Here is a 12,503-nt window from a genome sequence, read left to right on the forward strand (position 1 = left end):
GCCCCGAAAACGCGAAGCCCCCGATTGTTCCCCCGTGATCGGGGGCTTCGTTCTGCCCTGAAGGCACTTTTCGGGCGCCGCACGACACGAGTCGCTCACCCTCGGTCACCATGCGGAATCCGCGTATCTGCTCCCACCTCGTCAAACGGCCTGTGCGGCACCCTTCGGTGGGCGACACCCCCGCAGGTACGATGCCCTCGGTGCGACCTGCGGACGGCTGCTCTGCACACCGTCGCAACTCCGGTCCGCAGCACAGCGGTTGGACCAAGGACGTCGACGGGCACCGGCCCGTCGACGAACCAACGGGGGCATGGTTTGTGGGGGACGTGATGGACTTCGGCACGCAGGGCCCCGAGGCCCCGGCCGACCTCGCCTGGCTGCGAGGCGTGGACGCCTACACGATGGGCGCCTATCCGCAGGCGGAGGAGGAGTTCCGCACCGCGGTGCGGCTCGATCCAGGGATGGCCGACGGCTGGCTCGGACTGCACGCGCTGCGCCTGGACACGACGACCGCGCTGCTGCGGATGTTCCGGCACCGGGACCGCTTCGGCGAACAGCGAGCGCGGCACCGCCGCACCCTCAACTCCTGGTACTGGCTGGGCTGGTGGGTGCAACCGGTGCTGGAGAGCCCACGCGACCTGCTCCTCGCGCACGCCTCGCACTGGCTGGACGGACGGCACGTCCCGGAACTCGACCGGGCCCTCGCGGGCCTGCCGCCCGTGGACGCCGACTCCCAGGTCCGCTTCCTGCACGCCTGCCGCGCCTACCTGGTCAAGGACTGGGAACAGCTGGTCCGGAACACCGACCCGCTGATCAACGACCCCATGCTGGGCATCGAGGCCGGTCTGTTCGGCGGGATGGCCCGGGTCCGGCTCGAGATGTACGGGCAGGCCGAGCCGCTGCTGTCGTCGGCCCTGATGCGCTGCCGCAGCGAGCAGCCGCAGCGCAAGGAGCTGCGCTACTGGCTGGCCCGGGCCCACGAGGGCACCGGACGCAGCGCAGCGGCACTGCCCCTGTACCGGGCCGTGCACCGCGTCGATCCCGCCTTCATGGACACCTCGGCCCGACTCGCCGCGATCGCCGAGGGCGACGGGTACGACGAGTCGACCGACCTCGCGGCGATCAGGCTCACCGGGGCCGGCCAGGACATGGTGGACGGCCCCGACGGATTCGACCCGCTGTTCGGCGTCGAGGGACGCGAGTTGAGACTCACGGAGCCGGATCTGCCGGTCTCCGCGCCGCTGCCGCCGCTGACCGACCCGGCGGTGCGCGAGAAACTCGTCCCCTCCCCCTCGCTGCCCGCCGGGCCCACCGATCCGGGGCTGCTCGAAGAGGCACTCTCCGAGCTGGAGCGCATGGTGGGGCTGGAGCCGGTGAAGCGCCAAGTCAAAGCGCTGTCCGCGCAGTTGAACATGGCCCGACTGCGCGCCGGGCAGGGTCTGCCGGTCCAGCCGCCCAAGCGGCACTTCGTCTTCTCCGGCCCCTCCGGCACCGGCAAGACCACGGTGGCCCGCATCCTCGGCCGGGTCTTCTACGCCCTCGGGCTGCTCGGCGGCGACCATCTGGTGGAGGCGCAGCGGGCGGATCTCGTCGGCGAATACCTCGGCCAGACCGCGGTCAAGGCCAACGAGCTGATCGACTCCGCGCTCGGCGGTGTCCTCTTCGTCGACGAGGCCTACTCGTTGTCGAACTCCGGCTACGGCAAGGGCGACGCGTACGGCGACGAGGCGTTGCAGGTGCTGCTGAAGCGCGCGGAGGACAACCGGGACCACCTCGTGGTGATCCTGGCCGGATACCCGGAGGGGATGGACCGCCTGCTCGCCGCGAACCCGGGGCTGTCGTCCCGCTTCACGACCCGCGTCGACTTCCCCTCCTACCGTCCGCTCGAACTCACCTCCATCGGCGAGGTGCTGGCCGCGGAGAACGGTGACATCTGGGACGAGGAGGCACTCGACGAGGTGCGCTCGATCGCCGGGCATGTGGTCGACCAGGGGTGGATCGACGAACTGGGCAACGGACGGTTCCTGCGGACCCTGTACGAGAAGAGCTGCGCGTACCGGGATCTTCGGTTGTCGACCTACCCGGGGATGCTGACGCGGGACGACCTGTCGACGCTGCGCCTGCCGGATCTGATGCAGGCGTACGGAGAAGTGCTGTCGGGGCGGGGCCCGCAGGATCCGTCGGCGATCTGACGGACCCCGTGGCCCCGCCTTTCGTCAGCTCGCCAACGCCTCCTCCCGCGCCCCGCTGACCCTCGGTTCCGTGACCCTCACCTCCGGCACCTCCCGGTGCGCGGGGTCGCGTACCTCACCGACCAGCAACTCCAGGACGTCCTCCAGCGCCACCAGGCCCAGTACCTTGCCGGACGCGTCGACGACCTGGGCCAGATGGGTGGCGGCCCGCCGCATCACCGTGAGCGCGTCGTCGAGCGGGAGCTCGGGCCTGAGGGTCGTCATCGGCCTCCACACCTGCTGCGGCACCGCCCGCTCGGAGTCCTCCACGTCGAGTACGTCCTTCACGTGCAGGTAGCCCATGAAGGCGCCGTTCTCCGCCGCCACCGGGAAGCGGGAGTAGCCGGTGCGGGCGGTGAGCTCGACGATCTGGCCCGGGGTGACCGAGGGGCTGACCGTCACCAGTGACTCGCGCCTCAGCAGGACGTCCGTGACCGGGCGGGAGCCCAGCTCCAGGGCGTCCTCCAGGCGTTCCTGCTCCTCGGGGTCGAGCAGACCGGCCTGGCCGGAGTCCTCCACCAGCCGGTTGAGCTGTTCGCTGGTGAAGACCGCCTCGACCTCGTCCTTCGGCTCGACGTGGAAGAGCCGCAGGATGCCCCGGGCGCAGGCGCCGAGGGCGACGGTGATCGGCCGGCACAGGCGGGCGAAGGCGACCAGGCCGGGGCTGAGCCACAGCGCGACCTTCTCCGGTGCCGCCATCGCGAGGTTCTTCGGGACCATCTCGCCGATGACGAGGTGGAAGAAGACGACCACGGCGAGCGCGATCACGTAGCCGAGCGGGTGGATCATGCCGTGCGGCAGGTGGATCCACTCGAAGACCGGCTCCAGCAGCTGCGCCACGGTCGGCTCGGCGACCGCACCGAGGGTCAGCGAGCAGACCGTGATGCCGAACTGCGCGGCCGCCATCATCTGCGGCAGCCGCTCCAGGCCGTACAGGACCTGGCGCGCCCGGGCGGTGCCGAGCGGTTCGATCTGGCTGCGGCGCACGGAGACGAGCGCGAACTCGGCGCCGACGAAGAAGCCGTTGGCGAGTACGAGCAGCGCCGCGAAGAGGAGTTGCAGGACGCTCATCGGGCGGCCTCCACCGCTGCGGGGGCGATGCGCACGAGTCGTACCCGCTCGGCGCGGTAGTGCCCGACCTGGCGCACGGTGAGCCTCCAGCCGGGCAGTTCGGTCCGGTCCCCGACGGCGGGGATACGGCCGAGCAGATCGGCGACCAGGCCGGCGACGGTCTCGTAGGGCCCTTCGGGCACATCCAGGCCTATGCGCTGGAGGATGTCGACGCGGCAGCTGCCGTCGGCCTCCCAGGCGGGCCGGCCGTCCTCCGGCGGGCCGGCGGCGAGTTCCGGCAGGTCGTGCCCGTCGTGCTCGTCACGGACCTCGCCGACGATCTCCTCGACGATGTCCTCCAGGGTGACGACCCCGGCCGTGCCGCCGTACTCGTCGACGACGACGGCGATGGGCTGCTCGCTGCGCAGCTGCGCGAGCAGGGGCTGCACCGGCAGGGTCTCGGGCACGAGCAGCGCCGGGCGGGCGATGCGCACCACGGGGGTGCGCAGCCTGTCGTGCACGGGCACGGCCAGCGCGTCCTTGAGGTGCACCATGCCGACGACCTCGTCGATCCTCTCGCGGTAGACGGGAAAGCGGGACAGACCCGTGGCGCGGGTCAGATTCACCACGTCCTCGGCGGTCGCCGTGGACTGGAGCGCGCTGACCCGCACCCGGGGAGTCATGACGTGCTGTGCGGTCAGCTCGGCGAGCGACAGCGTCCGCACGAAGAGGTCGGCGGTGTCCTGTTCCAGGGCGCCGGCCCGCGCGGAGTGCCGGGCCAGGGAGACGAGCTCGCCGGGGGTGCGGGCGGAGGCCAGCTCCTCGGCGGGCTCGATGCCCAGTGCGCGGACCAGCCGGTTGGCGACCGCGTTCAGGGCTGCGATCACCGGGTGGAAGAGGCGGGCGAAGGCATGCTGCGGGCCCGCGACGAAGCGCACGACCTGCAACGGCTTGGACACCGCCCAGTTCTTGGGCACCAGCTCGCCGATCACCATCTGCACGGCCGAGGCCAGCAGCATGCCGAGAACCACGGCGACACCGGAGACGGCGCCCTCGGGGATGCCGGTCGCGGTGACGGGGCCGTGCAGCAGCTCGGCGAGCGCCGGTTCGGCGAGCATGCCGACGACGAGGGAGGTGATGGTGATGCCGAGCTGGGTGCCGGAGAGCTGGAAGGACAGCTCCTTGAGGGACTCGACGACCGTACGGGCTCGTCGGTCGCCCTCGGCGGCGGCCTTCTCGGCGTCGGTCGCCTCGACCGTCACCAGGCCGAACTCGGCCGCAACGAAGAATCCGTTGGCGAGAATCAGCAGGAACGCCGCTCCGAGGAGCAGCAAGGGGATGGTCATGATGCCGCCGCCTCCGCGTACGCGCGGAGCAGGTCCGCGGTATGTCGGCAGGGGGCGGCGCAGGTACTACAGGACGATCCGTCCATCGCCGGAGAGGGTCACTCCTCGCGTAGCTGGAACCCATGGGGCGCCGGTCGGCGCGCAGGGGCGGAGGCGCAGCGAATACGCCTCCGCCACCAGATTAATCAAGACAGGGGGTTGTGCGGCAGGGTCGGCGGCCCCGAGTCAGACCTGATCTTCGTCGGGGCGGGGTGCGGAGCGCGCTTCGGCGAGCGCTCGCAGGGCTCGGGCGTCGGCGATGGCGTGCTGTTTGGCGATGCCCGGCTGGATGCCGAGGGCCGGCAGGCTGGTGCCGTCACTGAGGTTGAGGAACACCCAGGGATCACCGGGACGGAGGTTCACCTGAATGATCTCGGCCCAGTCCAGACGGCGTCGGCCGGCGATGTTGACGACTGTGACACCGGACTCGTCGGCGACGACCTTCGGCCGGGACAACAGGAACAGCACGCCGGCCAGGAGGGCCGCGGTGAAGACGAAGCTGAGACGCTCGCCGGGGCTGAGCTGTTCCAACAGCATCGCGACCGTCGTGATGACCACGAAGATCGCGACGCCGGCGGTCAGCAGAACGGCACGGGTCCGGCTCGGCCGGAACGTGACGGGGAGCGGGGGCAGGTCCGACATGGTTCCTCGGCGTCTTCGGCTCTCGTACGGCTGTCAGAGACGGCAGGCGTGGATCGCCGTCGTCAGGATGGCCCGGGCACCGATCTCGTACAGGTCGTCCATGATCCGCTGGGCCTCCTTGGCGGGGACCATCGCGCGGACGGCGACCCAGCCCTCGTTGTGCAGCGGGGAGACGGTCGGGGACTCCAGGCCGGGGGTGAGGGCGACGGCGTTCTCGAGCTGCTCGACACGGCAGTCGTAGTCCATCATCACGTAGGTCCGGGCCACCAGGACGCCCTGGAGGCGGCGCAGGAACTGCTGGACCTTGGGCTCCTCGGCCTCGGCGCCGACGCGCCGGATGACGACGGCCTCGGACTTCATGATCGGCTCGCCGAAGACTTCGAGGCCCGCGTTGCGCAACGAGGTGCCGGTCTCGACGACGTCGGCGATGACCTCGGCGACGCCCAGTTCGATCGCGGTCTCGACGGCCCCGTCGAGGTGGACGACGGACGCGTCGATGCCGTTGTCGGCGAGGTGCTTGGCGACGATCCCCTCGTACGAGGTGGCCACGGTCATGCCGGCGAGGTCCGCGATGCCGCTCGCGGTGCCGGGCTTGCCGGCGAAGCGGAAGGTGGAGCGGGCGAAGCCGAGCGGCAGGATGACCTCCGCGTTGGCGCCCGAGTCGATCAGCAGGTCGCGGCCGGTGATGCCGATGTCGAGCTTGCCGGAGGAGACGTAGATCGCGATGTCGCGGGGGCGGAGGTAGAAGAACTCGACCTCGTTGGTCGGGTCGACGATCCGCAGTTCCTTGGACTCGCGGCGCTGCTGGTAGCCGGCCTCATGCAGCATCTCCGCCGCAGGTCCTGACAGGGAACCCTTGTTGGGGACGGCGATGCGCAGCATGAGGTCGGCTTCCTTCTCGTTGTGGATACGGGGGTGTGGTGCGGGGGTACGGGCTCAGAGGTGGGCGTAGACGTCGTCCAGCGAGATCCCGCGGGCGACCATCATCACCTGGACGTGGTACAGCAGCTGCGAGATCTCCTCGGCGGCTGCCTCCTTGCCCTCGTACTCGGCGGCCATCCAGACCTCGGCGGCCTCTTCGACGACCTTCTTGCCGATGGCATGGACACCCTTGCCGACCAGTTCTGCGGTGCGGGAGGTGGCGGGGTCGCCGTTGGCGGCCTTCTGCTGGAGCTCGGTGAAGAGCTCCTCGAACGTCTTATTGGACATGGTGGCGCCCACTTTACGCGTGTGCCGGACGGCTCATCGCCACGGTTCGGATACTGAGCGGAGGGTGGCCGCCGTGGCCACCGCCGCCGTCACCGCCTCGTGGCCCTTGTCCTCGTTGGAACCCTCGATGCCGGCCCGGTCCAGGGCCTGTTCCTCGGTGTCGCAGGTGAGGACGCCGAAGCCGACGGGCACGCCGGTGTCGACGGAGACCTGGGTGAGGCCCTGGGTGACGCCCTGGCACACGAACTCGAAGTGGGGGGTGCCGCCGCGGATGACGACTCCGAGGGCGACGATCGCGTCGTAGCCGCGGCCCGCGAGGACCTTGGCGACGACCGGGAGCTCCCAGCTGCCGGGGACCCTCAGCAGGGTCGGCTCATCGATTCCCAGGTCGTGCAGGGCACGCAGGGCGCCGTCCACCAGACCGTCCATCACCTTCTCGTGCCACTGTGCCGCGATGACGGCGACCCGCAGGTCTCCGACGCCTCGTACGGACAGTTCCGGTGCACCCTTGCCGCTCACTTGTCTCGCATCTCCTCGATGGTCTTTCTTTACTGGTTGCCGCAGGTGGAGACGGGGGTCGTCTCCAGCCAGGGCAGGTCGTGCCCCATCCGGTCCCGCTTGGTGCGCAGGTAGCGGAGGTTGTGCTCGCCCGCCTGTACGGGCATCGGCTCGCGGCCGGTGACCTTGATGCCGTGGCGGACGAGCGCGTCGGTCTTGTCGGGGTTGTTGGTCATCAGGCGCACGCTGCGGACACCCAGGTCCTCGAGGATCTGCGCGCCGGCGCCGTAGTCCCGGGCGTCGGCGGGAAGGCCGAGTTCCAGGTTGGCGTCGAGGGTGTCGTGGCCCTGCTCCTGGAGCTCGTACGCGCGCAGCTTGGACAGCAGGCCGATGCCGCGCCCCTCGTGTCCGCGCAGATAGACCACCACTCCCCTGCCCTCGGCCTGGACGCGGTCCAGGGAGGCGTCCAGCTGGGGGCCGCAGTCGCAGCGCGCGGAGCCGAAGATGTCGCCGGTGAGGCATTCGGAGTGGATGCGGACGACGATGTCCTCACCGTCGCCGATCTCGCCGTGCACCAGGGCGACGTGCTCCACGCCGTCGACGGTGGAGCGGTAGCCGTACGCCGTGAACTCGCCGTGCGTGGTGGGCAGTCGGGTCTCGGCCTCGCGGCGGACGGTGGGTTCGCTGGAGCGCCGGTAGGCGATCAGGTCCTCGATGGAGATGATCGTCAGGCCGTGCTTGCGGGCGAAGGGGATCAGTTCGGGCAGCCGCAGCATGCTGCCGTCCTCGCCGGCGATCTCGACGATGGCGCCGGCCGGGCGCAGACCGGCGAGGCGGGCGAGGTCGACGGCGGCCTCGGTGTGGCCGTCGCGGACGAGCACACCGCCGGACTTGGCGCGCAGCGGGAAGATGTGGCCGGGACGGACCAGGTCCGACGGTTCGGCCGTACCGCTCGCGAGGAGCTGGAGGGTGGCCGCGCGGTCGGAGGCCGAGATCCCGGTGCTCACACCGTGGGCGGCGGAGGCGTCCACGGAGACGGTGAACGCGGTCTTCATCTGCTCGGTGTTGTCGTCGACCATCTGCGGGAGCTGGAGCCGGTCCAGTTCGTCGCCCTCCATGGGGGCGCAGATCAGGCCGCGGCACTCGCTCATCATGAAGGCGACGATCTCGGGGGTCACCTTCTCCGCGGCGACCACGAGGTCGCCCTCGTTCTCCCTGTCCTCGTCGTCGACGACCACGATCGGACGGCCGGCCGCGATGTCCACGATGGCCTGCTCGATCGGGTCGAGCGTGAAGTTCTCGAGGCTTTCGGTGCTGTACATGATCGGTGCCGCCGTCATGCCGGCGCTCCTTCCAGGAAGGGCTGCGAGGCCTTGCGGGAGCGCAGCCACCAGTCGCGCATGCCCCACAGGACGAGCGCGCCGTAGATGACGTAGACGAAACCGGAGAAGGCGTAGCCGTTGGCGAAGTTCAGGGGGACGCCGACGAGGTCGACGAGGAGCCAGGCGAACCAGAACTCGACCATGCCGCGGGCCTGCGCGTACATGGCGACGACGGTGCCGACGAAGATGTAGGCGTCGGGCCAGGGGTCCCAGGACAGGGTCGGGTACGCCTTGAAGAGCAGGGCCACCGCGACCGTGCCGACGGCGGCGGCGCCGACCATCGCCGCGCGCTCGCGCCAGGTGGCGAAGCGCGGGGTGATGTGGCCGTCCCCGGAGCCGTCCTTGCCGCGGTTCCACTGCCACCAGCCGTACAGGGCGACGACCATGACGACGGCCTGCTTGCCGGCGCTGCCGGTCAGGTGGCCGAAGAAGGCGCCGAAGAGGATCAGGCCGGAGACGAACTGGACGGGCCAGCTCCAGATGGACCGGCGCCAGCCGAGCGCGAGGCCGATCAGGCCGAAGATGTTGCCGACCATGTCCGACCAGAGGATGTGCTGGTCGAGGAGGACGAACGCCTCGGAGTTCAGCCAGTTCACCGGGTGGCCCCCTGACTGGTCAGCAGCCGCTCCACGTACTTGGCGATGATGTCGACCTCGAGGTTGACCGGGTCGCCGGGCTGCTTGAGGCCGAGCGTGGTCAGGGCGAGGGTGGTGGGGATGAGGCTCACGGTGAAGTGGTCGGGGCCGGCGTCGACGACGGTGAGGCTGATGCCGTCGACCGTGATGGAGCCCTTCTCCACGACGTAGCGCGTGAGGTCCGCGGGGAGCTCGATCTTCACGAGCTCCCAGTTCTCGGACGGCTTGCGCTCCAGCACCCGGCCGGTTCCGTCGACGTGCCCCTGCACGATGTGGCCGCCGAGGCGTGCGCCCACGGCGGTGGGGCGCTCCAGGTTGACGCGGGAGCCCACGGCGAGGACGCCCAGGCTGGAACGGTTCAGGGTCTCGGCCATCACATCGGCGGTGAACTCGTCGCCCTCGTGGTCGACGACGGTCAGACAGACACCGTTGACGGCGATGGAGTCGCCGTGCTTCGCGCCTTCCGTGACGACGGGGCCACGCAGCCGGAAGCGGGAGGCGTCGCCGAGGTTCTCGACGGCGGTGACCTCACCCAGCTCTTCGACGATTCCGGTGAACACTTCCCGGGTCCTCCTGCCTCTTCGGGCACGGACTCCGGGGCTGTCGATGACGACAGAACGTACGAGCGAGAACACCGGGGGCGACGCCGAACAGGGCTCGTCCCACGGACGAACCAATACGGCGGCGCGCACGAATGCCCGCCCGCCGCGCACTGCCTCCCATCCGGACTTTAACCGTCGGTCCAGGAATTTCACCTGGTCAACCGGCCACTGGAAGTGACCGGGTCGCGGACTGTAACCGCCGGTTCGGACTTTCACCGACCCCGGAGTGCGCTGCTTCTGGTACATGGTCAGTGTGCCACGCTCGATCGGCGGCCATACGAGTGAACGGTGTGGGGTGGCTCACAGGGAGGGTCGATGGACTTCTCGACCGGACCGCGGCAGCCCCAACCCGCTTACCGGCGGACCCCGTTGAACTGGTTCCACACCCCTGGACTTATTGGTCTAGTCCTTATGAGAGGTCGGCCTGCGTGGACACCCGTAGAGACGGGCCCGGTGGCGGTGACGACGGCCCTTGCCCGCCGCCGGGTCTCCCCTCCGGCGCACACGCTCCTCACCCCCGACCTCGAGGCCCCAGAGGAGCGGGACGGACGTGTCGCGGATGTGCGCGCCGTGGTCAACCCGGATCTACTGGAGTTCGTACGCGGTCAGTTGGTTCGACCGCAGTCGGCTGTCACATCGCGCGACGTCCGCACGGTCCGAGCCGACCAGGGGCGTTCCGCCGGGGAGCGTCCGGCATCCGAAGGGGTGAACAGCATGACCACGATCCTGGTGACCGGCGGTACCGGAACACTCGGCCGGCTCGTCACCGAGCGCCTGCGCGCGGGTGGGCACGAGGTGCGGGTGCTCAGCAGGCACGCCCAGCCGTACGCCGTCGACCTGCGTGCGGGCGGCGCGGGGCTGGACGCGGCCGTCGCGGACGTGGAGACGGTCGTGCACTGCGCGAGCACCCCGCGCGGCGGGGACGAGCAGGCGGCGGCGCACCTGATCGGGGCCGCGCGGCGGGCGGGGGTCGGCCATCTGGTCTACATCTCGATCGTCGGTGTGGACCGGGTGCCGTTCGGCTACTACCGGACCAAGCTCGCCGTGGAGAGTCAGATCGAGCGGTCGGGGCTCGGCTGGACCGTGCTGCGGACGACGCAGTTCCACGATCTGCTCGTCCAGGTGCTCGGGGCGCTGTCCAGGCCGCCGGTCCTGCTGTTGCCGGCGGGGGCGCGGGCCCAGCCGATCGAGGTGGCCGAAGTCACCGACCGGCTGGCCGAGTTGGCGGTGGGAGCACCCGCCGGGCGGGCCGAGGACATGGGCGGGCCCGAGGTGCGGTCGCTCGAGTCGCTGGCCCGGGCCTATCTGAAGGCGACGGGACGGCGCCGGGCCGTGGTCAACGTGCCGCTGGCGGGCAAGGCGTACCGGGGGTTCCGCGCGGGCGGCCATCTCACGCCGGAACGGGCGGTGGGCAAGGGGACGTTCGAGGACTTTCTGGCCGCGCGGCGGGGATAGGGCCGCCCGCTTCCCATCGACAGAACAGGGCTACCTCGCCCTCCGGGGCGCGAACAGGTCGTCCTGCGCCCGGTCGCGGGCCGTCAGCAGCGCCCCGCGCAACACCGCTCCCCCGCCCAGCGCGCTGGACCGCACCTCCGTGGGCAGGGGAGACAGCCGGGTCAGGCGGGCCTGGACCCGCCGGGCCAGGGTGTCGCCGCCCGCACGGCCGATCTCGCCGGCCAGCACCACACAGCCCGGGTCCAGGACGGAGATGACGGCGGCGGCACCGAGGGCGACTCGGTCGGCGAGGACGTCGAGGAAACGGTCGGCCGCGGGGTCCGGACGGGCGTGCGAGGCGACAGGGCCGCCCTCGGCGGGGGCCTCGCGGCGCACCCCGTCCGCCGCCCCCGCCACCCGCGTCACCGCCGTCCGAACCAGCACCGCCGCGTACGGCTCGTGCGCCGCCGCCGTCGCCGTCACACCGTGCTCCGCCGCCAGGGCGGCGATCGCCCCGGCCGCCGCGAGGGAGTGGAAACCCCCGTCGCAGCCGGTCGCCGACGGGAGTCCGGTCGTCCCCGGCACCGGCAGGAAGCCGATCTCGCCCGCGCCGCCGGAGGCGCCCCGGCGCAGCGCCCCGTCGAGGACCAACGCGGCGCCGATGCCCATGCCGAGCCACAGCAGGACGAAGGTGTCCCGGTCGCGGGCGGCACCGTCGCGCTGTTCGGCGAGGGCCGCGAGATTGGTCTCGTTCTCGACACTGAACCGGGCCATGGGGAGCCGCTCCTGCAGGGCCGCCACCAGGCGCCGGTGCCAGGCGGGCAGCCCGGAGGAGTCGCGGAGTTCACCGCTGGCGGGGTCGATCAGCCCGGGCGTGCCGATGCCGACGGTGTGCAGCCGGTCCGCCCCTGCCTCCTTCACCACCCGTTCGACCAGAGTGACCGCCTGCTCCACCGCGGGTCCGGTGCCGGTGTCGTCGCCGATCGGCACGGACGCCTCGGCGAGCACCCGCCCGAGCAGGTCGGACACGACCACGGCGACACCCTCGGTCCGGACGTCCAGGGCGGCCAGATGGGCGCGGTCGGCGACGATCCCGTACAGCTTGGCGTTCGGCCCTCGTCGCTGCTCGCCCGACTCCCCGGCCACCTCGATCAGCCCGGACGCGGTGAGGCGCTCGACGAGGTCGGCCACGGTCGGCCGGGACAGGCCGGTGAGCTGCTTCAACCGCCCTGCCGTCAGCGGACCCTCCTCCTGGAGCAGGCGCAGGGCGAGCCGGTCGTTGATGGCCCGGGCGGTGCTCGGGGATGCGGGCATGCCGGGATCCTTCCAGATCGGCGGGACCGCACGGGCGGGCGGCCGGTAAAGCGCTATCTATCAGGCAGGGTTCCTGATAGTTTACGGCACCGCGAACGGGGACCCGGAAGCCTGGAGGGGC

12 protein-coding genes and 1 riboswitch are annotated in these 12,503 nt (G+C 71.0%); of the genes, 2 read left to right on the forward strand and 10 right to left on the reverse strand.

Translation table 11 applies throughout. The annotated features are described in order from the left end of the window. Nucleotides 1-329 precede the first annotated feature (329 nt). Complete coding sequence (locus tag OHA64_RS08690) at nucleotides 330-2,192, forward strand: AAA family ATPase (protein WP_405623907.1); 1,863 nt, start codon at nucleotides 330-332, stop codon at nucleotides 2,190-2,192. A 24-nt stretch (nucleotides 2,193-2,216) separates the two neighbouring features. On the opposite strand, the gene OHA64_RS08695 is transcribed toward OHA64_RS08690, so the two are convergent. From OHA64_RS08695 to OHA64_RS08735, 9 genes are all read right to left on the reverse strand, one after another. Then, entirely contained in the window at nucleotides 2,217-3,302 is a 1,086-nt protein-coding gene (locus OHA64_RS08695) for a hemolysin family protein (protein WP_405610379.1), read from the reverse strand. Then, a complete protein-coding gene (locus OHA64_RS08700) occupies nucleotides 3,299-4,627 on the reverse strand; it encodes a hemolysin family protein (RefSeq protein ID WP_405610382.1) in 1,329 nt (442 codons plus the stop codon). The genes OHA64_RS08695 and OHA64_RS08700 overlap by 4 nt, the downstream gene beginning before the upstream one ends. A gap of 225 nt (nucleotides 4,628-4,852) precedes the next feature. Then, the gene (locus OHA64_RS08705) at nucleotides 4,853-5,308 is read right to left on the reverse strand and encodes a PH domain-containing protein (protein ID WP_405610385.1); all 456 of its coding nucleotides are present in this window, start codon (nucleotides 5,306-5,308) and stop codon (nucleotides 4,853-4,855) included. 33 nt (nucleotides 5,309-5,341) lie between these two features. Further along, the gene (gene hisG, locus OHA64_RS08710) at nucleotides 5,342-6,190 is read right to left on the reverse strand and encodes an ATP phosphoribosyltransferase (protein WP_405610388.1); all 849 of its coding nucleotides are present in this window, start codon (nucleotides 6,188-6,190) and stop codon (nucleotides 5,342-5,344) included. A 54-nt stretch (nucleotides 6,191-6,244) separates the two neighbouring features. After that, nucleotides 6,245-6,517 carry a phosphoribosyl-ATP diphosphatase gene (locus OHA64_RS08715; RefSeq protein ID WP_200300558.1) on the reverse strand — a complete coding sequence of 91 codons (273 nt, stop codon included), beginning with the start codon at nucleotides 6,515-6,517 and terminating at the stop codon, nucleotides 6,245-6,247. A 33-nt stretch (nucleotides 6,518-6,550) separates the two neighbouring features. Then, entirely contained in the window at nucleotides 6,551-7,036 is a 486-nt protein-coding gene (gene ribH / locus OHA64_RS08720) for a 6,7-dimethyl-8-ribityllumazine synthase (protein ID WP_405610392.1), read from the reverse strand. Between the two features lie 29 nt (nucleotides 7,037-7,065). Further along, nucleotides 7,066-8,355: a bifunctional 3,4-dihydroxy-2-butanone-4-phosphate synthase/GTP cyclohydrolase II gene (locus tag OHA64_RS08725; protein WP_405610395.1), complete on the reverse strand. Its 1,290-nt coding sequence runs from the start codon at nucleotides 8,353-8,355 to the stop codon at nucleotides 7,066-7,068. After that, complete coding sequence (locus OHA64_RS08730) at nucleotides 8,352-8,993, reverse strand: nicotinamide riboside transporter PnuC (RefSeq protein ID WP_405610398.1); 642 nt, start codon at nucleotides 8,991-8,993, stop codon at nucleotides 8,352-8,354. Before OHA64_RS08730 ends, OHA64_RS08725 begins: the two co-directional genes overlap by 4 nt. Next, nucleotides 8,990-9,592, reverse strand: a complete 603-nt coding sequence (locus OHA64_RS08735) for a riboflavin synthase (protein ID WP_405610401.1) — start codon at nucleotides 9,590-9,592, stop codon at nucleotides 8,990-8,992. The genes OHA64_RS08730 and OHA64_RS08735 overlap by 4 nt, the downstream gene beginning before the upstream one ends. 145 nt (nucleotides 9,593-9,737) lie before the next feature. Beyond that, a riboswitch (FMN riboswitch) is annotated at nucleotides 9,738-9,868 on the reverse strand. A gap of 480 nt (nucleotides 9,869-10,348) precedes the next feature. Between OHA64_RS08735 and OHA64_RS08740 the strand changes: the two genes are divergently transcribed. Further along, nucleotides 10,349-11,089 carry an SDR family oxidoreductase gene (locus OHA64_RS08740; protein WP_405610404.1) on the forward strand — a complete coding sequence of 247 codons (741 nt, stop codon included), beginning with the start codon at nucleotides 10,349-10,351 and terminating at the stop codon, nucleotides 11,087-11,089. A 30-nt stretch (nucleotides 11,090-11,119) separates the two neighbouring features. Here the strand turns inward: OHA64_RS08740 and OHA64_RS08745 are convergent, their stop codons facing one another. Continuing rightward, entirely contained in the window at nucleotides 11,120-12,382 is a 1,263-nt protein-coding gene (locus OHA64_RS08745; RefSeq protein ID WP_405610407.1) for an ROK family transcriptional regulator, read from the reverse strand. Between the last annotated feature and the right edge of the window lie 121 nt (nucleotides 12,383-12,503).

The sequence above is a fragment of the Streptomyces sp. NBC_00076 genome, assembly GCF_045041235.1.
In the GTDB taxonomy this organism is placed as follows: domain Bacteria; phylum Actinomycetota; class Actinomycetes; order Streptomycetales; family Streptomycetaceae; genus Streptomyces.